The organism is Nonomuraea sp. B12E4 (assembly GCF_039871825.1).
In the GTDB taxonomy this organism is placed as follows: Bacteria; Actinomycetota; Actinomycetes; order Streptosporangiales; family Streptosporangiaceae; genus Nonomuraea.
Window position 1 is genome coordinate 24,174 of record NZ_JBDPME010000017.1, and the last position, 20,543, is coordinate 44,716.

Sequence of the window (20,543 nt, forward strand, 5' to 3'; positions counted from 1 at the left end):
CGCCGATCCCGCCACGGCGACCAGCCCAGACAGTGGGTGCACGCCGCGGATCAGCGGTCCCTGACGGGGAGCACGCCGCCGACGACGCCCTGCACCAGGTCAGGCGGGATGGGCCGGTGCGCGATGAGGCGGCGGTAGAAGAACGGGCCGCTGAGCAGGCCGATGACGACCTCCAGGTCCAGACCGGCGGGCAGTTGCTTCCCGCCGGGTCGCGGATCGGACTGATGATCTTCTCGACCGACCACGAGTTCACCCTGCATCCCGAGCCGGGCACCGTGCTCACCGTCGATCTGGCCAGGACGTCGGTCGAGCTGCCCGTCGTCGGCGGGCCGCCGGCGATGCCGATCTGCGCCGAGCCGGACGTCCGGCCGACGGTGGTGGTCGGCGGGATCGACAGCGGGGTGCCGAACCGGTCGCTGACCGGCACCTGCACGGTCAACGACCACATCCTGGACACGGAGGACTGGCCGGACCACGGCCAGTTCGTCCGGCACGTGACCGAAGTCGCCGGGCAACTCGTCACGGCGAACGTGATCGACGCCCGGGAACGGTCCGCACTCGTCAGCGCCGCCGCCCGGTCGAAGGTCGGCACGTAGGGATTCGCGGCACACCCACTCGAACGAAAGGCAGACATGCGGAGAAGCGGAGCTGCGGCGGAACCAGGTCAACGACGACCCCACCATCTGTGATCCCGGCGTACTCGTCTATCGGGTCGACGCCTCGATCCCGAACGGCGACGGCTCGATCAAGGTCCACGACGCCAGGCCAGGACTCGGGACGGCAGGGGTCGTGCACCGAACTCGACATCGGCACGCTCGGCCTCGGCGCGGGGAAGAACCCGGTGTTCCGCGACCCGGCGACCGGCGTGACCATCGAGGTCGTGAAGGAGTCCACGGGGAGCGCCGTGGTCCGGGTGACCAAGGCGTGAACCAGACGCCGGTCGACCCTCACGGGAAACCGGCCCGCACCAGGGAGCGGGTACGCGACGGCCATCCCGTCGCGCGCCCGATCCCGGTCGTCGCTCGCTGAAAGTGCCGCGATCTGGTGTGCGTCCTGTGATGCCTGGGGATGAACACCACGGCGCCGCCTCCCGCTCACGCACTGTTCGGGGGCGGCGCCGACGACGACGGTTCGCCGGTTCCCGCGGCTGTGTCGGTCAGGGCGTGGTGGCGGTAGTCCCGGGGCGGAGCGCCGAACGCGGCGCGGAAGGACCGGGAGAAGACCGCGGCATCGGTGAAGCCCCAGCGCCCGGCGATGTGCTGCACCGGCGTGGCCCGCTGGGCGGGGTCGGCCAGGTCCCGGCGGGCACGCTCCAGCCGCTCACGGCGGATCCAGGCCGCCAGGGTCGCGTCATGACCGAGCGTGTGGAAGAGCCGGTGCAGGTGACCGGTGGAGATGTGATGAGCGGCCGCGATCGTCCGCGGCGTCAGATCGGGATCATGCAAATGGCGCCGCACGAAAGACTGGATGCGCAACGCCAGCGTACGGGAGCGCGTATGCGCCGGAAGGGCATCCTCGGTATCGAGATGATGAGCGAGGGTGGCCGAGAACAGGTCCACCACGACCGCCTCCAGCCGGGACGCGTCCGCCGCCCGATAGGTGCCACTGTCCCGCAGCACCCGCGTGAGCGTGCCGGCCAGAAGCCCCCCGACCCCCCGGTGCCCCGGCAGCGGCCGGGTGACGAGCCCGTCGACGCTCTGGTCCGGCAACGGCAGCCGATGCCTGGGGACCTCCAGGCCCACCACGCGCATGGCAGGGAAGTTCCTGCCCACGAACGGCTGTGAGGTGGTGACGAGGTACATCTGGTGGGAGCCGTGCACCTCCTGCCTGCCCGCCTGGCTGATGCCCACCGCCCCGGTCAGCGGGAAGGCGAGCTGGTAGCTCTCGGGATCGGAGCGCCTGATCAGCCTGGCCGTCCGGTGGAAGTCCATCTGCTGGCAGTCCGCCCGCCACACGCCCACCTCACCGAGCCGGACCTGCCGCATCTCCGCCCGGAAGTCCTCCGCGTGCGGGCTGGTCATGTCCATCGGGCAGACAGTCGAAGCTGTTTTCTCCCGCCACAAGTCGAACCGGTCCATCGGTGGCACATCGACAGTCCGCCACACCGATTCCAGCACCACAGACCTCCCCCGTACCAAGGCGTCTTCCTGCCTTCGCCCGCCTTCTCGCTTCCTTCCGCTCGAGTTCACCTGAGTATCGGAACCAGGCCGAAAGTACTGCCGTGACCAAACTTGTGGTCGAGGTCCGGCATGGGGCGGCATCCGCAGGATTAGCCCCATGTCCTGTAACGATCATGCTCCGCTGGTGGTTCCGGTGCCGGCGACGGGATGGGAGGCCCAGCGATGACCTCCCCCGGCCGGGCGCGTATCGCCGCCCTCGACGTTCTGCGCGGGTTCGTGCTGTGCGAGATCCTGCTCGCCAACGTCCAGCTCATCGCCACCGGCGGCACCGCCGTCGCGGCGACGCCCATGGGGGACGCGGACCCCTGGCTCGGGCTCCCGGTCTTCTCCTTGCTGTTCGGTGTGGGGTTCTCGCTGCTGCTGGACTCCGCCGCGAACCGCGTCCCCCGTCCGCGGCTGGTCCTGCTGCGCCGGCTCCTGACGCTGCTCGCGATCGGCCTCGCCCACATGCTGCTGTGGCCGGGCGAGATCCTGACCAAGTACGCCGTCGTCGGCCTGCTGGTGCTGCTGCCCTCGACCTGGCTGCCGCGGTGGGCCACCGCGGGTCTCGCCGCGGTGGCCGTCACGGGGGCGCTGGTCAGCGGCGGGGGCGGTCTCCTGCTGATCGCCGGGCTGTTCCTGCTGGGCTCGGCACTGGTCCGGTACGAGGTGATCGAGCGGATCGAGCACTCCACCCGAGGACCGCTCCTGCTGGGCCTGGCCTTCGCGGCGGGGGCAGCCGCCACCCGATGGGCGCAGGCCCATCTGCCGGCCGGCGCGGGCCCGATGCCGCGGTCCCTGGCATCCTCCCCGGCCGACCTGCTGATCGCCGGCGTGTACGTGTGCGCCCTGCTGGTCCTGCTCAGAACACCGCTGCGACCGGTGCTACGGGCCGTCTTCGCGCCCCTGGGCCGGATGGCCCTGACCAACTACCTGACCGCCACCCTCCTCGTTCTGGCCGCCGGTCGGGTCCTCGGCCTGCCGATCGGGCAGTCCTTGACGGTGGCGTTCGTCACCGCGGGAGCCATCCTGGCGGCCCAGTGGCTGTTCTCCACGCTCTGGCTGCGCCGCCACCGCCAGGGTCCCATCGAGTGGCTCTGGCGCTGGGCCACCTGGGCCCGCCGCTCAGCCCTGCGCGTCCCCGCGAGCTGAGCCCGCCACAGGCCCGCGCTGCACTACGCTGCCGTACAAGATCACGATTTGTCCGGAGGTCGTCTTGCGCCACCCCCTGCATCGAACGTTCCGGCTGCCTGCCACGTTCGTCTCGCTGGTCGAGTTCATCATGGACGGATTGGACCCGAACGATCCGGACGTATGGCGTTACGCCGAGTGGATCGACCGGGGTGGCGACCTTTTCTGCGGGGACCTCGACCCGAGCCTTCTCGGCGAGCCGCCCAGCGGCGACGATCCGCGGGCGCTGTGCGGCGAGCTGACCTATCACTTTCAGCCGCTCGAAATCCTCCCCTTCTGCTGGAACGGCGGTGACGCGCTGCATTACGGGTGGGCGGTACTCGCGCCGGAGCTGGACGCGGAGGACCACCTGTGCGTGTCGTTCGCCCCGGTCGACGATCGGGCGCTCTGGCTCGGCGACAACACGAAGGAGGCGCTGGAGAACCTGCTCGTCGGCAGCGTGGCGAACTGGTCGGCCAGGGGCGGGCCCGAGAAGAGGCGGGAGCCCCCTGCCGAGGACGCGCGCTGGGCGCCGGTGTGCCGTGCCCTCGGCCTGCGCCCCGACCTCGGCTCCACGCAGATCGCGGCAGGGGCCCGTTCGAAGCGGGCGATCCGTCCGGTGGTCCCTCAGGGATGGCGGTACGAACCGACCGGCGACGGCATCGGCGTGCTCGCCGACGCGGCGGCGTTCGCGCCCGGCACCGTACGGGTGGACCACCCGTGGGATTCCGAAGCGTACGAGCCGTCGGCCCGGCGATTCCTCGCCGACGGGTATCCCGGCTCGGCGCTATGCGTGCTCAAGTCGCTCTCGAGTTACGACCGCACGACCGTGATCTTGATGCGTGAGGCCTATCGGCAGCTCGGACGGGAGCTTCATGCCGAACGCGCCGAGTTGTGGCTGCGGCTGCACCCGTCGGACTGACCTCCCGCACCCGGCGCGGTCTCATCCGCCGAGCCGGTCGGCGTAGTCGCGGGCGAACTGGGCGAACGTCCTGCCCGGCCGGCCCGTCACGGCGGTGAACGTGGGCGTGGTGTAGTCGCCCCAGCCCGCGTCGTAGGCCTTCAGGTATTCCTTGGTGACCTCTGCGTCCCACTCCTTCAGCCCGGCCTGCAGCAGCACGGGGTAGGCGTCGTCCGGGGTCAGCGGCTGGTAGGCGATCGGCCTGCCGTACACCTCCGACAGCGTGTCCGTCATGTCCCGCAGCCGGATGCTCTCCGGCCCGGTGAGCGTGTAGGTCTCCCCCTGGTGGCGCGCGGGGTCGCGGAGCACGACTGCGGCGAAGTCGGCGATGTCCCGCACGTCGATCATGCCGATCCGCCCCTCCCCCGGAGCGCCGTAGAAGGTGTCGCCGTTGACGGAGCCGAGCAGGTTCTGCATGAAGTTCGCCGGGCGGAGGACGGTCCAGCCGAGGCCCGAGGCCCTCAGCTCGATGTCCGACAGGGCGTGCAGCCGGCCGTTGCGGGTCGGCGCGTCGTGTCCCGCGCCGATGGCCGACATGCGGACGAGGTGCCGCACGCCCGCCTGCTTGGCCGCCCAGAGTGCGTTGCCGCTGGCGTGCGTGGAGTCCGGGCCCATGGGGACCAGCAGCCACACCGTGTCCACGCCCTCGAATGCCTGGTGCAGCGTCTCCGGGTGGTGGAGGTCGCCGACCGCCACCTCGGCACCTGACGGCGCCTTGGCCTTGTCACGCACCAGGACCCGCAGGTCCACCGTGCCCTGCAGCGAGCGCAGCACCTCTCGGGAGACGGTGCCGTTGGCACCGGTGATCAGGATGGTCATCGCAGTGTCCCCTCTTCCGTGGAAACGAGTTCGTCGATCAGGGCGAAGAAGGCCTGGATTCCTGGCAGGTTGCCGCCCTTGGCGCGGGAGGCCGCGAAGCCGGCCGGCGAGCGCCACTCCACGAGGTCCAGCCATTCGCCGTCGGGCAGCTCGACCAGCTTGGCGCCCAGGAACCCGTCCCGGTCGGCCTGGAAGTCCGCGATCATCGCGCCACGCGCGCCCAGCAGGTCCGTCGCGTGCTCGGGAGAGACGCGGAACCTGGTGATTTCCACTGTCGCCGTCATGCCAGGGACGATATAGTAAGGATCAGTGACAGTCAAAATCAGTGACTAAATGGGAGGCGGGGCCGTGCGTAGGAGCGAGCGCAAGCGGGAGGCGCCCGACCTGGGGATCCTGTCCAGCCGGACGCTGTTCAGCCTGCAGAAGGAGCTGTACTCCCGGCTGTCGGAGATGGGGCACCCACAGGTCAGGCCGCGGCACGGAGCCGTGCTGGCCTACCTGGACGTGACGGGCAGCCGGGCCTCCGAGCTGGCCGCGCAGTCGGGCCAGCACAAGCAGGTGATCGGCACGTTGGTGGACGAGCTGGTGGCGCTCGGATACGTGGAGCGGCAGCCGGATCCCGCCGACCGCAGGGCCAAGCTCATCGTGCCCACCGAGCTGGGCCGCGATCACATGGTGAAGTCGGACGCCGTCCTGGTGGAGATGGAGGCCGAGCACGCGCGGACGGTCGGCGAGGAGGCGTACGCGGAGTTCAAACGTGTCTTCAAGCTGGTCGCCGAACGCCAGACCAGGACGAGATGACCGGGCCGGGCCGGCGACGCCATGTCAAAGTCGAAGAATGGCCGTGCCTGCGGATCAGATCCCTGGCTTTGTCGTTCGCCGATGACCCTGACTACGCCTATGGGTGGGGGCCCGAATATGCCACATACGCCTCCGGGAAGCTCGTCCACCCCGACGGCGACCACGAACGGCCCCATCAACTGGCGGGCCGGGATCACCCGGTCACGTGATCAGGACCCACCTCGACGGAATCCCCGAGTATTCCGCGATCTGGCGAGTGACGGCGGCCACCACCTGATCAGCGACCGCATCGGGAAGATCGCCTTCGATGTCGACGCCGGGTCGTGCGGCGTTCGGAGCGGACCGGAGCAGCCCAGATCGCCGGCTTCCCGGCCGCGGGCCAGGCGCAGTCGCACGCTCGGCCCGAGCAGGAGGCTTACCGGCCCGCGCGCAGGGCCTGGATGAACCAGCCGAACAGCGGTGCCATGCTCGGCGGCACCGGCCAGCCGTTGATCGACGCGAGCAGTTGCAGGTAACGCTCGGCGAGGGGTTCGGCGGCCGTTTCCAGGCGGACCAGCATCCAGCCCCGCAGGTCGGCGTCGTCGGCGCGGCCGAAGGTCTGGGCGTACCGGGTGGCGAGGGCGCCGACGATGGCGGCCGCCTGCGGCGACGCGGGGTCCACCTCCGCGGCCACCGCCGCGCCGACGCGGTCGCGGACCTCCTCGGTGAGCTCGTGGTGCAGCCCCGTGGTGTCACCCTGGGCGCGCTCGGCCGCCTGGTACCCGGCCAGCCGGCGGACCGCCGCGCGGAACTCCGGGTCCTGGACCAGCTCGGCCAGCTCCACCCAGGCGTCCACCTGCTCGGGATCGGGGTCGTCGGGCAGGTCCGGCATGGCCGAGCGCATCATCGCGACCCACTCGGGGTTGGCGTCGAGATCGCCCAGGACCTCGTCGATGAAGTCGGTGACGAGGCGGTGGCGTTCCTCGTTGGAGAGTTTGGCGAGCCTGTGCATGAGTTCCGTCTCCTCTAACGTCGATCCCCGCCTGGCCACCGTGCGCAGCACGGCCCGGCGCAGCCGCAGGATGCGGATCTGCACGTCCAGGGCCTCGGCGTACTCCTCGGCGACCTGCGCCACCGGGAGATCGCGTTCCAGCAGGCGCCGCACGGTGGGCAGGTCGATCCCCAGCTCACGCAGTGTGCGCACGAACTCCAGCCGGGCCAGCGCGCCGACGTCGTACAGCCGGTAACCGGCGGGACTGCGAGTGGTGGGCGGTACGAGCCCGCGGTCGGAGTAGAACCTGATCGCCTTCACCGTGAGCCCGGTGCGCCGGGCCAGGTCTCCGATCGTCAGCAGCGCGTCGCCGTCCATGCGCACAGTCTGCCGCCTCCCCTCAGGGGAGACTCAACGGTTGTCCCCCGCCCGCTTCAGGCCGGCAGCTCGCCGAGTTCGTGGGAGAAGGCCGTGGCGGTGTGATCGGCGCTGTACTGGTACACCCCGATCGGTGCCTTCGCCGGGTCGCCCTTGTCGGTGAAGTCGATCGGGCCGCTGACTCCGTCATAGTCGATGTCCTTGCCGGAGGCCAGCAACCGGGCGCAGTCCAGGAAGTCGGTGCACCGCTGGCCGTCCCTGGTCACCTCGGCCATGGTCCTGGCGAGGCCTTTCGGCTCGTCGCGGCCGGCGGCGACGGCGGCCAGCGCGGCGACGATCGTGGCGTCGTACGCCTCCGGCGCGTAGGTGAAGTCCGTCGGCGCGGAGTCGACCGAGCGCAACCGCTCCTGGAAGGCGGCGCCCACCTCGGCGCCGGCCTGGGTCGCCTTGACGCCGGTGAGGGTGCCGCGGGGCAGGCCGCTGCCGGTGTCGCCGGAGGACAGGTAGCCGTCCGTGAAATACCACCTGCTCTCGCCCAGCCCGTGCAGCTCCAGCTCGCGGGCGATGGCCGCGGTCTCGGTGTAGCCGACGACCACGACGGCGTCCGGGCGTGCCGCGCCGATCCTCCGCACCTCGGTGGCGTAGCTCCTGTCCGCGGTGTCGTAGGTCTCGACCTGGACCTGGTCGACGCCGCGGCGCTCCAGTGACCTGCGGATGTGCCCGCCCAGTCCTCTCCCGTACGGGTCGTCCAGGGCGAGGATGCCCACCCGCCGGCCGCCTTCGGCCCGGATGAGCTCCGCGAGGACGTCGCCCTGGATGGCGTCCGGGGCGGCCATGCGGAAGAACAGGCCGTGGTCGTCGGCGTCGGTGAGCTGGTCGGAGGTCGCGGTGGGCGAGATCTGCACCACGCCGGCCCGCTTGACCTGGTCGATCATCGTCAGCGACGTCGAGGACGTGACCGGGCCGATGACGACGTCGCTCCCCTGGGAGATCAACTGGGCCAGCGCCTGGGTGCCGCGGTCGTCGCTGTCGCCGGCGTCCACCTCGGTACCGATCATCTTCCGGCCGAACACCCCACCGGCGGCGTTGACGTCGGCGACGGCGAGGCGGATGCCCGCGGCCATGGGACGGTTGAAGAACTGCAGGGCGCCGCTCTTGGGCACCAGCGCGCCCAGCTTCAGCACCCCGTCACCGCCCACGTCGGCCGGGGCGATGGTGGCCTTCGCGGTGCCGCCGTCGTGCTGGGAGACCGGCGACAGGGCCCAGGCGGCGACGGCCACGCCGGTCAGCGCGATCGCACCGGCTCCTTTGACCAGGACGCCCTGCCTGCGCCTGCCGGGAGCCGCGGCCGGCCCGGCGGAGGACGCGCTGGACGGCGGACCGAGGTCGGCCGGCCCGGCGGGGGACGCGCTGGACGGCGGAGCGGAGTCAGCCGGTCCGGACGACGGCGGGGGGACTCCTGCCCGCCCGCGAGGGCTCCCGGGTTGTCCCCCGGACGGCGGCGATCCCACCTCGCGCAGCCGTACGGCCGCCTCGGCCGCCAGGCGGTTCGTACTGCGAGCCCCGGCCATGCCCACCAACATCTCCCGGTAGGCGGCGTCCCACGTCTGACGATCCCCGAACTCGTCCGGCAGCGACCGGCCGGACTGTTCGGCCACGCGTAGACAGGTGTCGACGAACACCTCGAAATGCTCCTGCCGCGGGCACACCGGCCGCGTCTTGCTGATCATCCCGTCGATGGTGCTGCGCCTCAACCGCAGGGGAGCCTGTCCCGCGCGGCGACGCGGCGTACGGCTGCTGGCGACCTCCAACTCGCGGACCGACAACTGCGCGGCGTCCTTCAAGGCCCGCAACCGCAGCGCGAACCCTGGCCGCAGATCCGATTCCCACCCCATCTGACCCCCGTCAGGCCGAACCCGAAACCCCAGGTGCCCGGCCCTGCCCGGCACCTGCTCCGTCTCCAGAGAGGACGGACCCCCACCTGCCGATACACGGTCCTCCGGTTCGAAGCGTCCGGCCACATCGCCGGACGCCCGGCCGCGCGCCCAACGTGGGTGACGACCAGCACTCGGCCTTCACTCCCCGTCGCCGTCCGAGACGAGCCGCAACGGCGCGCCACCGAGCGGGAGCGGGCGCTGCCGGCCAGGGAGGCGCACGACCTTCTCAACCATTCGGTGACCACCACGGTGGTGGACGCCGAGGCCGCCGCCGACACCGGCGACCACTCCGAAGCCACGCTGCGGCGGGTGGCGGACACCGGCCGCGCGTCGCTGGCGGAGCTGCGCAGGCTGCTCGGCGTCCTGCGGGAGGTCCCTCGGGACACGACCCGCTGGTGCCTCCCCCGCGGCTCGACCGGCTCGACGACCTGGTGGCCGCCCTGCCCGCGGGCGGCCCACGGGTACGCCTGCGCCGCGTCGTCGCGAGCGGTCAGTCCGTGCTCGCGCCGGAGGCGACCACCCGGATGATCGAGGCGCTGCAACCGCCGATCCCCACGGCCGAGGACCATGCGCTGCTGGAGGCGGCACGCCGGCTCACCGATCGCGCACGCGACGTCTGCGCGCTGATCGCCGAGGGACTGTCCAACGACGACATCGCCGGCCGTCTCCTGATCAGCCGCTGCACGGTGAAGGTCCACGTGTCCAGCATCCTGACCAAGCTGGGGCTTCCCGACCGCCTGCACGTGCTGATGGCCTGGACCCGGCTGCGCTCCCCGCGCTCACGATAGGCGGAACATTTGTTCAAGACTCCTGGCGCCGAGCTTGTGATGCTCGACCGCGGGTCCGGCACGGTGCCGGGGCATCGAGGCTCCGAGCGACAGGAGAAATGATGGCGAAGGGCATGGACAGCGTGCCAGAGGTGCGGGTGGCGGGTGGCCGGGTGCGGGGCCGGATGGACCAGGGGGTGGCGGCGTTCCTCGGGATCCCGTACGCCGCCCCGCCCTTCGGGGCGCGCTGGGTCGGCGGGGCGGCGCGGGCCGAGCCGTCGACCCGGAAGTCACCTTCACCTGGGGGAAGCTGGTGGCCAGCCGAGGGCGGGTACGTGTCGAACGGCTGGTCGCCGAGATCGGATGGAGCCGCAAGCGCCTTTGGTCCCGGTTCCGCGCCCAGATCGGCCTCACCCCCAAGCGTGTCGCCCGGCTCATCCGCTTCGACCACGCCGCCCGCCGTCTCGCCGCCGGCCATGGCGCCGCCCTGGTGGCGGCGGAGAGCGGTTACGCCGACCAGTCCCACCTTCACCGGGACGTCATGGCCTTCGCCGGGATGACGCCGGCCGCGGTCGCGGTCTCGCCGTTTCTCGCGCGCGACGATGTGGCGTGGCCTTCCGAGCACGCGTCCGGCATGTGACGTGGGCTTCCAGTCACGCTGACCAGAGCGGGGAGCGATGCGACCCGGCCGAGGCGGGGGCGGGGGCGGGGGCGGGGGCGGTCCGGTCGGCGGTCCTGTCCGGCGACGGCCCCTCCGGAGGGTTCCTCTCCTGGGACGGAACACCGGTCCCGTGGTGACAGACGCGGTGGCTGTGGCCGCACCGGCCCGCCTCCACCCGGAAGGCGGCCTTTGTGCCTTCCCGGCTCGAACGCGAACGTTGAAGGCGTCTCCCGCGCGAACGTAACGGTGAGGTGCGTCCGCCACCTGGCCCGCTGTCGCGCGGCTGATCTTGTTGCGGCTGGGGTTCATGTCTGGCATACAGGATGCGGCCGAAAGCTCGGCCCAAGGGTCGTATCTGGCGAACGGCGCCATGAACGGAGGATGCGGTGGCAGGGGAACCTGGAAGCGAGGAGGTTTTCGCCGGGCGCCTCACGGCGTGGCGGCAGGAAGCCGGGTGGGAACGGGCCGTCGCGCCACTGCTGGAAACTCTTGCCGCCACCGAGGAACCCGTGGACGCCGCCGTCCTGGCCGCCTGGAGCGGTGTGACGGACGCGGCGCTGGTGAAGCGGCTGTGTGAGGGGCCGTTGCGGCCGTTTCTGACGGTTGTCCCGGATGAGCACCGTCGGTGGCGGCTCGAAGAGCCAGGCTTGCGTGAGTACGTCCTGCGTGTCATCGGCGACAGCGCTCATTCCCGGATCGCCGGCCACTTCCTGGACGCCTTCGGCGGGCTGACCGGCGGCCTCGCGACCCTGGCCGGTGAGCCCGCGATCGGAGCCGTCCACGGCGGGTACGCCCAACGTCATCTCGCCCGCCATCTGGCTTCCGCCGGCCGCCACGCCGACCTGCACTCCCTGCTCACCCGCGGCCACACCCGAGCCGATGGCGAGGTGGTCAATGTCTGGTTCGCGGCGCACGAGGCGATGGGGACCCCCGAGCTGTTCCTGGACGATCTGAGCCTGGCCCGTCACCATGCCGAACGGCTGACCGACGCCGCGTTGGCCGCGGGGCAGCCGGCGCCCGCGTTCGCCGCCGAGGTCCGTTATGCCCTCATGGCCGCCCGCGTCCGCGACAGGGAGCGCGGCGAGGAGTTCGGCCGGCTCCACACGCTCGCCGGGGTGGCCGCGCACCTGTCGCAGGATTCACGGCCGGCCATCCTGCGGCAGGTGCTGGCGGCCGCGATCGACATCGATGACGAGTGGTCCCGCGACCGGCTGCTGTCCGAGACGGTCAAGGTGTTGCCCGGGGAGTTGTGGCGCGAGGCACTGGCAGTGGCCCACACCATGACCAGCGACTTTCGCCGGGCACAGGCGCTGGGGGCAGTGGTTTCCCGGATGTCGGCCGGACAACGCGATGACGCTCTGGCCGAACTTCTGGCGGCCGCTCGCGGGCTCACCGACGACTCGAATCGCGCGCGGTTGCTGGCGGAGATCGCCGAGGGGCTGCCGGCGGAGGCCATGACAGAGGTCTTGGCCGCTGTGCGGGCCGTGGACCATGAGATGTCCCGGGTGCGGGCGTTGGAGGGGGTGGCGCCGCACCTGCCCCCACGGTTGTGGGGCCGGGCGCTGGACATCGCCCGTACGGTCGATGACCTGCATCGCTGGTTGTTGCTGGCGGAGCTGGCCGAGCACCTGCCGCCGCAGTGGTGGGACGACGCGCTGGTGATCGCCCGTGAGACCGCTGACGAGCACGACCGGGTGCGCGCGCTGAACGCGCTGGCCGTGCGGCTCCCGCAGCCGCGGCGTCAAGAGGTGCTGCGGGAGGCGCTGACCGTCACTCGCACGATTCCCGACGCCGTCTACGGCGCGCAGGCGATCGGCGAGGTGATCAGGGCCGGCCTGGACGGCCAGGAGGGAGTGGACGCGGCCCGTACGGCACTGGCCGACCTACGCGAGGCCCCCGAAGGCCGGGACCCTGTCATCGTGCTCGGCGAGGTCGTTGACAGCCCGTCGGAGCGGGACTGGCCGCACCTGGCGGGCGACGTGCTGGCCGCCATCCGCACCGTGCGCGAGGAGGCCGACCGCGCGCAACTGCTGCGCAAAACGGCCGAACGCCTGCCGCGGGAGTGGTGCGACGAGGCGCTGAGCATCGCCCGCGCCCTTGGCGACGAGGAAGAACGCGACAGGACACTGGCCGTGCTGTTCCCGCACGCGCTGCTCGGCAGGGAGGTCTCCGAGGCCGTCGACGCGGTGCGTGACCTTTCCAGCGTTCACTTTCGCGCCGGGGTGTTGCGGGAGCTGGCGCAGCGCGCCGAGGGCGAGCGGCGGGCCGAGTTCGCGCGCGAGGCGCTTGCCGCGGCACGGGCGATTCCCGACCCGTGGCGTGTCCGCGCGCTGGCCGACGTGACGTCGGTGCTGTCGGCGCGGGAATGCCTCGATCTCGTACGCGAGGTACTGGCCACCGTCCACGCCGAGCCGGAGGAGTCTCGGGCGGTCACCCTCGCCGGGTTGCCGCTGTCCCTGCGGGCGGAGGTCGTGGGTGAGGTGCTGAGTGCCGCGCGCGGCATCACCGGTGCCCGCCACCGCGCATGGCTCATGGCCGTGCTGTCGTCGCGCCTGCCGCCGGAGTCGCGAGACGAGGCGTTGGAGGAGGCGGTGGCTGCGATCCGTTCGCTTTCGGGGACAGGCGGCAGCAAGGCGGAGGTTCTTGGCGAAATCCTCGCCGACCTTCCCGAGGACCCGCGCCCCGAGCTCGTACGAGAGCTTCCTGCCGGGGATTTCATGCTCGTCCACCAAGCGCACAAGGTGGTCGCGTTCCTGTCGCCGGGACAGGTGCCGGACGTTCTGGCCGCCATATCCGACCTGGACGACTGGGACGAAAAGGAGGCCCTGCACGACCTCGCCTCATCCCTGCCCGTGCGACTGCTGGATGAAGCGCTGACCGTCTGGCCACAGGGTGACGCCGGCAACCTGGTGGAACTACTGTCGAGAGCGCGGGACGCACACGGCGAGGACGGCTTCCCGGCCATGGTCACCGCGGTGAGACGTCATCTGCCGCACACCGATCGCGCCGGCTGCGAAAGCATCGTCCGCGAAATACGCGACACCGACGAGAACCTGCTGGAGATCGCCGCCGCGGTCAACGACGTCCACCAGTGGTGGCCCTGAGGGCGCAGGATCACGTTACGCGACTCCCTTTGTGTGTCTTTGTAAGCATTCGTCCCCAGTGTGCCTTTCTGCACGGAAAGGGACATTTCGCCCATCTAGGTTGAAAGCGTGCCAAGGAAAGCGCGCACACCACACACAAGGGGGACACGACATGAACACGACCATCCGACGCCTCGCCACCGCGGCCGCCACCCTCGCCGTCGCCGGCGGCATCCTCGCCACCACCGCCGGCGCCGCCTCCGCCACCCCCACGACCACCCCCACCACCACCGCCGCGGCACCCGACCGGCTCGGCGGCCCGCCGCCATCGGAGCCCCATCACCGTCCTGCTCCCCCAGGCTGCCGAGGAGAGCTCTACGCGTTGTAGAGTAAGGTCTTGATCGCGTCTCCTGGACGCCCGCTCACCTCACCGGCGGCGATCTCGGAGCCCGTCGCAGGGGAACGTGCGGGCTGAGGGTGTCACTTACGCCAGGCAGCGTTGACGCGGCGGCACCTACTCCCGGGGAAGTATCGCCGACGGCGACCCGATGCCGATCAAGGGTGGCTGCGTGGACGCGACATCCGCGTCAACGCGCTGGCACCCGGCGGAACAGACACGCCCGCGATGGACTCCGCCCTGGCCGCGTCCGGCCTGGACGCGCCCGCGCGCGAGCAGTGGCGGGTGGAGCACTCGGCGGCGATCCCCCTGCGACGGCTGGCCCGCCCCGAGGAGCAGGCCGCCGCCGCGCTCTTCCTCGCCTCGCCGGAAAGCAGCTACATCACGGGCGTCGAGCTGGCCACCGACGGGGGCGCGACCCAGCTCGGTATCGGGCTCGTCTAGGACGCTCGTTCCAGCTCGTCCCGGTTGGTCGCGACGGCCTGCGCGGTCCGGGTGAACAGGGTGCGGGCCGCGTCCGTACCGCCGCCCGGCCACGCCAGCACGAGCCGGGTGGCCGGGACGTCCACAACCGGCACCGCCACCACGGTGTCCCCGATCCGTTCGGTCACACTGGCGCCGACCACCACGACCAACCGGCCGAGCGACACCAGCTCGACGATCTGGTCCAGGGTGTCGGTCGGGCGGTTCTCCCGGTACGCGTCCTCCCCGGCCAGCTCGGCGAACACCACCGCGGGCCGCCCGGCCAGGCGATGGCCGGGCGGTAGCAGCGCGACGGCGGATTCCTGGGCCAGTTCGACGGTGGTCATCCCGTCCAGGTCGCCGCGAGCGCACATCAGCCCGAGGTCCGCCACGCCACTGCGCAGCGCGCCGGCCTGGTCATGGGTGAAGACGACCTCGACGGGCACCGCCCCGGGCAGCCGCTCGTAGGCCCGCAGGATGCGGGCCATCAGTCCGGGCCCGGTCCCCGGCCTGGTGGCGACGACCAGTCGCTGTTGCCGGGCGGCGCGCTGGGTTCGTCGTACGGCGGCGTCCATCGCATCGAGCGCCCGCCGGCTCTCGGCCAGGAAGACGCTGCCGGCGGCGGTCAGTTCGACCCGGCGGCTGGTCCGCTCGAACAACCGCACGCCGAGCCGGCGTTCGAGCCGGCCGATGGTCCGCGAGAGCGGCGGCTGGGCGATACCGAGCCGCTCGGCCGCCCGCCCGAAGTGCAGCTCTTCCGCGACGGCGACGAAGCACTCCACCTCGCGCGTTTCCACCCGATCCACGCTTTCAGGGTAAACCTCGGCCATCACCGTGCCGGGGTCGCGTCGTCGCTCAGTCAGGGTCGCAGGCCCCTCCTCAAGGTTTCACATGATCCCTCGCCCTTTACAACGTAGATCATGACGACGGCCCACAGGCGCTACGGCACCCGATCTGGTGTGGTGCTACCGTCCATCGCCGAAGCCGGTCCCCATCCAGCCCGCAGTCCTCCTCAGACATCGATCAGGAGGCGTCACGGGCGAGGAGTGCACGGCCAAGTGCGTACACCTCGGCCAGGTCATCGCCGCAGTAGCTGAGGGCGGCCAGGTCGGCGAGGTGATGGTCGGCGTTCACCGCCACTGTTTTGGTCAACTGGCGGAACAGCGGAGCGTCGGACATCGAGTCGCCGTAGGCGACGCATTGTGCGGGCGAAAGGCCGTACCGCTGGCACATGTCCTTCACGACGCGGACCTTGTCGCGGGGGGTGAGGATGTTCGCCGGATCCAGCGGCTCCTGGAAGGGCAGCGGCGGGAACCGGGAAGCCACCACGTCGTCGAAGCCAAGCTCAAGCAGGTGCCGCGCGAAGAAGTCGGGTGACATGGTGATCACCACAGAACGTTCACCACGCTCATGGATGTCCGCGCAGACCTCACGGATTCCAGTCAGCCATGGACTGCCGGCGAACACGTCCGCGACCACCGACGGCGTCAGGTCTCGCCACAAGTCATGGATGGCGGCCGCGAACCCGCGAGTGTCGATCTCGCCGGCCGCGAACCATGCTTCCAACTCGACGACCTTCTGCGTGGATCCAAGATGCCGGGCTATCTGGAGGCTGGCCGTCGTTCCGCTCAGCAGAGTTCCATCCATATCAAAGACATGCAAAGTCAACACAGCTGACAAGTGTGCACGTTCGCGTCGGGATCTTGTACATGAAGGGGACTTCGGGCTCAGCGGCCCGGCCATGAGATGCGGGAGATCGTGAACGCGATCCAGGGCCGGACCGGCTGCCAGTGGGAGTTCCCGCCGCACGACCTGCCGTCCCGTGGCGCTACGTACCACTTCGCCGAGGGCCGCGGCGATGGCACCCGCCCAGACCCTCCATGACCTGCCGCGCCGGCAGGTCGCGTGCCGAGCGGGAGGCTCGGTCGCGTGGGCCGCCCAGGACTCGGGCCGCCGGCCGGCGATCGGGCAGGCTAGGGTCGAGCATGTCCTGAGATGCCCGGCGGCCTGGGCATCTCCGGCGATCTCACGTCAGCACCACTCGAGAGGAGCCGCGGTCGTGACGGATCCGGACGCCGTGACAGGAGCCGTACCCGACCCCGCAGCCACGGCGCGGACCCGGCGGGTCGCCGTCGTGCAGGCCGCGCCCCGCCTGTTCGACCTTCCCGAGACGTTGCGCCGCTTCCGCGAGCTCCTGGGCCGGGCGGCGGACCAGGGAGCGCGGCTCGTGGTCTTCCCCGAGGCGTTCATCGGCGGCTACCCCAAGGGGGAGACCTTCGGCGCCACCGTGGGCCGCCGCGACGACCGGGGACGGGCGTTGTTCGCCGACTACCGCAGGTCCGCGATCGAGATCCCCGGTGAGGCGTTCGAGGAGATCGCCGCCGCGGTGGCCGCCCATCGGGTGCACGTGGTGGTCGGGGTGATCGAGCGTCACGGCGGTACCCTGTACTGCTCGGCCCTGCTGCTCTCCCCCGGCGGCACGCTGCTGGCCCGGCACCGCAAGCTCGTCCCCACCGGGACCGAGCGGGTGATCTGGGGTCGCGGCGACGCGAGTGACGTCGTCGTCGCCGACAGCGAGGCAGGCCGCGTCGGCATGTCGATCTGCTGGGAGAGCTACATGCCGCTCTACCGCACCGCCCTCTACCAGCAGAACGTGCAGATCTACTGCGCGCCCACCGTGGATGAGCGCGACGTGTGGACATCGAGCATGCGCCACATCGCCGTCGAGGGCCGCTGCTTCGTGCTGTCGGCCAACCAGTACGCCACCCGCGCCGACTACCCGCCCGACTTCTTCGCTCCCGGCTTCTTCACCTCCGATCAGGACGATGCCGTCATCCGAGGAGGTAGCTGCATCGTGGACCCCTTCGGCAACCTGCTGGCGGGGCCGTCGTTCGGCGGGCCGGACCTGCTCGTCGCCGACCTCGACCTCGGCCTGCTCGACGGCGCGTACCTCGACCTCGACGTCGTGGGCCACTACGCGCGCCCGGACGTCTTCCACTTCCGCACCGAGTAGGGCGATCAGGTCAAACCATCTCCGGAATTGTGGATCCCGGACGTGCCTGGAGCGAAGGTATTGCCGTCGTCCGGGATGAGGGGATCTCGTCGGGCGAACTGTATGGATTCATCCGGTCGTGATCCGTTGTTGGGTCGCGCCCGGCTCTGCGGGTGAATGTGCCGGGGCGCGCAATCGGATCGCCTTCGCCGCGCTATCCCGATGGCCTTCCGCGTTATCCGGCCGGACAGCGGGCCGTGATCTCGCATAATGCCGCCCGCCGGGGTGCACGAGAGCGGGGGAAGAGGGCGCGAAACGCTTCCGACCTGCCCTGATATCAGCGTGGAAGAGATCGGATAAGGAGCGGATGGCCCCCGTTGTGAATGTTGCGGCAGTTCACCTGATCGGGAGCCGGCGGGGCTGCCGGACGAACCAAAGGCAGGCAGAAAATGAGCAAGCGACTCAGCATCCAGGCCATCCGGATCGTCCTCATCACCATGATCGCCGGCACCGGCGGACTGGCCCTCTCCAGCGCGATGACCGCCACCGCCGCGAACGCCGCCCCGATCCCCTGCGGAGAGCCCTGGCACACCTGCTGATCTGCTGATCGCTCGCCCGGCCGGAGGCCCCAAGAGGGGTCTCCGGCCGACTCATGTCCCCAGGTCTCCGGCCGGGCCAGGACACCGCTGGAGATGGAGCTGCCCGAACACGCGGAAGCATGAGCTTTCGGGGATCGTGACGCGGCTGGTGCGGGCCGAGTGCCGCGCACTGGTCGCGCCGCCGGGGCTGTCAGGCGGACCGGCGAAGGTGGAAGGCGGGGCCTCTCTGGGCGGGGCCTCTCTGGGCGGGGCCTGCTTGCGCAGGGCCTGCTTGGGCGGGGGCCCAAGGCGGCTGCTCCCCCGGGCGGCCGCCCGGTTCCGCGTTCTCGCCGCGGCGGATCACGTCGTCCAGGGCGGCGCGGGCGGACTGCAACTCCTCGATGGCCCGGTCCAGGCGGTCGCGCTCGCCGCGCAGTCGTTCGACGACTCCCGAGCAGGCCGGGGCGGGCAGCGCCTCCTCCCGCAGGCAGGAACCGACCTGGGAGATGGTGGCGGTGGACAGGCCGGCGGCCAGCATCGCCCGGATCTTCAGTACGACGCCGACGTCCGTATCGGCGTACTCGCGATAGCCGTTCGAGGACCGCTCGGGTGCCAGCAGCCCCTGCTTCTCGTAGTAGCGCAGTAGCTGCTCATCGACGCTGGTGCGCCTGGCCAGTTCCCCGATGCGCATGTGCGGGCTGCCTTCCCCTTGACCTTGTAACCGGTTATAGACCTTACCTTCGCGATGAACCACCCGAAGAACCAACGGAACACAAGGGGATTCATCATGATGCCGGCACAGCAGAAAGTGCTTTTGGTGGGTGCGACCGGGCTGCTCGGCAACCGGCTCGCGTCGGCGCTGCTGGCGCGTGGAGCCACCGTACGGGCCCTGGTCCGCCCCGGGGCCACCGGGGAGAAGCGGCGGGCCCTCGACGCACTGCGGGCCAGGGGTGTCGAGCTGGTCGAGGGCGATCTCACCGATCCGGTCGACCGGTTGGCCGCGGCCGTCGGCGGGGCGTCGGCGGTCGTCTCGGCCGTCCAGGGCGGGCCCGAGGTGATCGTGGAGGGCCAGGTGAACCTGCTGAGGGCGGCCGAGCGGGCCGGGGCGGCCCGGTTCGTCCCCTCGGACTTCGCCTGCGACCTCACCCGGCTCGACGACGGCGACAACTTCATGATCGACTGGCGAAGGCAGGCGGCGGCCCGGTTCGCCGGGTCCCCGCTCGGGGTGCTGTCGGTCCTGAACGGCGCCTTCGCCGAGGTGATGGTGGGCTTCATGGGCCTGGTCGACTGGGAGAAGGGGACCCTTTCCCACTGGGGCGACCCTGACCAGCCGCTGGACGTGACCACCGTTCAGGACACCGCCGACTACACCGCCGCCGCCGTCCTGGACCCGGCACTGGCGGGCGGCGGCACGGTACGGTTCGCCGGCGAGGTCCTCTCGATGCGCGGGTTCCACGAGGCGGTCGAGCGCGGCAGCGGCCGCAGGCTGGACCTGCGGACCCTGGGCACCGCCGACGACCTGCGGGCCGAGATCGAGCGCCGGGCCGCCCGGACCCGGAACCCGTTCGACTATGTGGCGCTGCAGTACCAGTGGTGCATGGTGACCGGTAAGGCCAAGTTCGCCGCGCTCGACAACGACCGCTACCCGGAGGTCAAGCCGGCCACCGTCGAGCAGTTCGTACGCGATGCCGGCCCGGCGTCCTGACGCCCTGACCGCCCCCGCCCCGCCCGCCGGAAGGCCGGCCAGCCCAGGGCCACGAACCAGGCGTGTACCTCGACGATGCCCAGCCGCTGCACCAGCCCGGCCGTCCCTTGCTCCGCCCCCGCCGCGGTCTGCCGGAAGGTCAGGAAGAACGCCACGAGCAGGATCAGCGTCAGCGGGCTGCCCGCCAGCAGCCAGGTGCCGAACCGGCGCCACCGCGGCAGGCGGCGGAAGGACAGCCCGGCGACCAGGAAGGCGACCACCGGGGTGCCGATGGCCAGCAGGAAGCCGAGCGTGTGCGGCATCATCTGCTCCAGATCGTAGACCCCGCAGATGATCTGGCCCACGCCGGTGAGCCCGAGCAGGGCCGCGCAGGTCCGGCGCGCCGGCGCCGGGACCGTCAGGTAGACGCCGGCCACGCCGGCGATGAGCATCAGGCCGGTGACGACGAACGCGGCGTTCATGTACGGCGCGGTCACTCCGAGGCCGAGCCCGCTGACCGGCTGGCTGATGGGCGAGTAATCGGCGAACCTGTGGCCGAAGAGGGTGTAGCCGGGGCTGACGAATCCGAGCACGAGCCAGGACAGCTCGAACAGCACGGGACCGGCGACGGCTCCGAGAGCGGCCCAGCGGGCGGTCATCGGCGGACTGACGGTACGTAACATGGCAGAGCTCCTCCAGTGAGCAGGGTCGTGATGACGTGCCC

23 protein-coding genes are annotated in these 20,543 nt (G+C 71.0%); 13 read left to right on the forward strand and 10 right to left on the reverse strand.

Annotated elements, in window-relative coordinates; all coding sequences use genetic code 11:
* Positions 1-50: 50 nt before the first annotated feature.
* Entirely contained in the window at positions 51-245 is a 195-nt protein-coding gene (locus tag ABGB18_RS31430; protein ID WP_347699254.1) for a hypothetical protein, read from the reverse strand.
* On the opposite strand from ABGB18_RS31430, the gene ABGB18_RS31435 reads away from it, so the two are divergent.
* Positions 225-596, forward strand: a complete 372-nt coding sequence (locus tag ABGB18_RS31435) for a hypothetical protein (RefSeq protein ID WP_347699255.1) — start codon at positions 225-227, stop codon at positions 594-596. The two genes, ABGB18_RS31430 and ABGB18_RS31435, sit on opposite strands and share 21 nt — an antisense overlap.
* An 89-nt stretch (positions 597-685) precedes the next feature.
* A complete protein-coding gene (locus ABGB18_RS31440; RefSeq protein ID WP_347699256.1) occupies positions 686-928 on the forward strand; it encodes a hypothetical protein in 243 nt (80 codons plus the stop codon).
* Between the two features lie 166 nt (positions 929-1,094).
* Here ABGB18_RS31440 and ABGB18_RS31445 read toward each other — a convergent pair whose 3' ends face one another.
* Positions 1,095-2,279, reverse strand: a complete 1,185-nt coding sequence (locus ABGB18_RS31445) for a helix-turn-helix domain-containing protein (RefSeq protein WP_347699257.1) — start codon at positions 2,277-2,279, stop codon at positions 1,095-1,097.
* Between the two features lie 63 nt (positions 2,280-2,342).
* Between ABGB18_RS31445 and ABGB18_RS31450 the strand changes: the two genes are divergently transcribed.
* Both ABGB18_RS31450 and ABGB18_RS31455 read left to right on the forward strand, forming a co-directional pair.
* The gene (locus ABGB18_RS31450) at positions 2,343-3,311 is read left to right on the forward strand and encodes a DUF418 domain-containing protein (RefSeq protein ID WP_347699258.1); all 969 of its coding nucleotides are present in this window, start codon (positions 2,343-2,345) and stop codon (positions 3,309-3,311) included.
* A gap of 64 nt (positions 3,312-3,375) precedes the next feature.
* Positions 3,376-4,251: a hypothetical protein gene (locus ABGB18_RS31455; protein ID WP_347699259.1), complete on the forward strand. Its 876-nt coding sequence runs from the start codon at positions 3,376-3,378 to the stop codon at positions 4,249-4,251.
* Positions 4,252-4,272: 21 nt separating this feature from the next.
* On the opposite strand, the gene ABGB18_RS31460 is transcribed toward ABGB18_RS31455, so the two are convergent.
* Both ABGB18_RS31460 and ABGB18_RS31465 read right to left on the reverse strand, forming a co-directional pair.
* A complete protein-coding gene (locus ABGB18_RS31460; protein ID WP_347699260.1) occupies positions 4,273-5,109 on the reverse strand; it encodes an SDR family oxidoreductase in 837 nt (278 codons plus the stop codon).
* A complete protein-coding gene (locus ABGB18_RS31465; RefSeq protein ID WP_347699261.1) occupies positions 5,106-5,393 on the reverse strand; it encodes a hypothetical protein in 288 nt (95 codons plus the stop codon). Before ABGB18_RS31465 ends, ABGB18_RS31460 begins: the two co-directional genes overlap by 4 nt.
* A 64-nt stretch (positions 5,394-5,457) precedes the next feature.
* Between ABGB18_RS31465 and ABGB18_RS31470 the strand changes: the two genes are divergently transcribed.
* A complete protein-coding gene (locus ABGB18_RS31470; protein ID WP_347699262.1) occupies positions 5,458-5,910 on the forward strand; it encodes a MarR family winged helix-turn-helix transcriptional regulator in 453 nt (150 codons plus the stop codon).
* Between the two features lie 415 nt (positions 5,911-6,325).
* Here the strand turns inward: ABGB18_RS31470 and ABGB18_RS31475 are convergent, their stop codons facing one another.
* Both ABGB18_RS31475 and ABGB18_RS31480 read right to left on the reverse strand, forming a co-directional pair.
* Positions 6,326-7,258, reverse strand: a complete 933-nt coding sequence (locus ABGB18_RS31475) for a MerR family transcriptional regulator (RefSeq protein WP_347699263.1) — start codon at positions 7,256-7,258, stop codon at positions 6,326-6,328.
* A gap of 56 nt (positions 7,259-7,314) precedes the next feature.
* Positions 7,315-9,153: an ABC transporter substrate-binding protein gene (locus tag ABGB18_RS31480; protein WP_347699264.1), complete on the reverse strand. Its 1,839-nt coding sequence runs from the start codon at positions 9,151-9,153 to the stop codon at positions 7,315-7,317.
* A gap of 437 nt (positions 9,154-9,590) precedes the next feature.
* On the opposite strand from ABGB18_RS31480, the gene ABGB18_RS31485 reads away from it, so the two are divergent.
* The 5 genes from ABGB18_RS31485 (at position 9,591) to ABGB18_RS31505 (ending at position 14,547) form a co-directional block, all read left to right on the forward strand.
* Positions 9,591-9,983 (forward strand): LuxR C-terminal-related transcriptional regulator, encoded by a 393-nt coding sequence (locus ABGB18_RS31485; RefSeq protein ID WP_347699265.1) that lies wholly within the window; start codon positions 9,591-9,593, stop codon positions 9,981-9,983.
* Between the two features lie 292 nt (positions 9,984-10,275).
* The gene (locus ABGB18_RS31490; RefSeq protein ID WP_347699266.1) at positions 10,276-10,602 is read left to right on the forward strand and encodes a helix-turn-helix domain-containing protein; all 327 of its coding nucleotides are present in this window, start codon (positions 10,276-10,278) and stop codon (positions 10,600-10,602) included.
* A 407-nt stretch (positions 10,603-11,009) separates the two neighbouring features.
* Positions 11,010-13,727, forward strand: a complete 2,718-nt coding sequence (locus tag ABGB18_RS31495) for a hypothetical protein (protein WP_347699267.1) — start codon at positions 11,010-11,012, stop codon at positions 13,725-13,727.
* A gap of 151 nt (positions 13,728-13,878) precedes the next feature.
* Complete coding sequence (locus ABGB18_RS31500; RefSeq protein ID WP_347699268.1) at positions 13,879-14,094, forward strand: hypothetical protein; 216 nt, start codon at positions 13,879-13,881, stop codon at positions 14,092-14,094.
* 111 nt (positions 14,095-14,205) lie between these two features.
* Positions 14,206-14,547: an SDR family oxidoreductase gene (locus ABGB18_RS31505; RefSeq protein WP_347699269.1), complete on the forward strand. Its 342-nt coding sequence runs from the start codon at positions 14,206-14,208 to the stop codon at positions 14,545-14,547.
* Here the strand turns inward: ABGB18_RS31505 and ABGB18_RS31510 are convergent.
* On the reverse strand, positions 14,544-15,371 hold the full coding sequence (locus ABGB18_RS31510) for a LysR family transcriptional regulator (RefSeq protein ID WP_347699270.1): 828 nt from the start codon (positions 15,369-15,371) through the stop codon (positions 14,544-14,546). The two genes, ABGB18_RS31505 and ABGB18_RS31510, sit on opposite strands and share 4 nt — an antisense overlap.
* Before the next feature lie 217 nt (positions 15,372-15,588).
* A complete protein-coding gene (locus ABGB18_RS31515; protein ID WP_347699271.1) occupies positions 15,589-16,236 on the reverse strand; it encodes an HAD family phosphatase in 648 nt (215 codons plus the stop codon).
* Between the two features lie 388 nt (positions 16,237-16,624).
* Here ABGB18_RS31515 and ABGB18_RS31520 point away from each other — a divergent pair, with 388 nt between their 5' ends.
* Together ABGB18_RS31520 and ABGB18_RS31525 are read left to right on the forward strand one after the other, a co-directional pair.
* Positions 16,625-17,578, forward strand: coding sequence for a carbon-nitrogen hydrolase family protein (locus tag ABGB18_RS31520; protein ID WP_347699272.1), 954 nt, complete (start codon positions 16,625-16,627; stop codon positions 17,576-17,578).
* Between the two features lie 428 nt (positions 17,579-18,006).
* A complete protein-coding gene (locus tag ABGB18_RS31525) occupies positions 18,007-18,156 on the forward strand; it encodes a hypothetical protein (RefSeq protein WP_347699273.1) in 150 nt (49 codons plus the stop codon).
* A 190-nt stretch (positions 18,157-18,346) separates the two neighbouring features.
* On the opposite strand, the gene ABGB18_RS31530 is transcribed toward ABGB18_RS31525, so the two are convergent.
* The gene (locus ABGB18_RS31530; RefSeq protein WP_347699274.1) at positions 18,347-18,826 is read right to left on the reverse strand and encodes a MerR family transcriptional regulator; all 480 of its coding nucleotides are present in this window, start codon (positions 18,824-18,826) and stop codon (positions 18,347-18,349) included.
* A 126-nt stretch (positions 18,827-18,952) separates the two neighbouring features.
* On the opposite strand from ABGB18_RS31530, the gene ABGB18_RS31535 reads away from it, so the two are divergent.
* Positions 18,953-19,840 (forward strand): NmrA family NAD(P)-binding protein, encoded by an 888-nt coding sequence (locus ABGB18_RS31535; protein WP_347699275.1) that lies wholly within the window; start codon positions 18,953-18,955, stop codon positions 19,838-19,840.
* Here the strand turns inward: ABGB18_RS31535 and ABGB18_RS31540 are convergent.
* Positions 19,777-20,502, reverse strand: a complete 726-nt coding sequence (locus ABGB18_RS31540; protein ID WP_347699276.1) for a DUF998 domain-containing protein — start codon at positions 20,500-20,502, stop codon at positions 19,777-19,779. The genes ABGB18_RS31535 and ABGB18_RS31540 overlap by 64 nt on opposite strands.
* Positions 20,503-20,543: the final 41 nt, after the last annotated feature.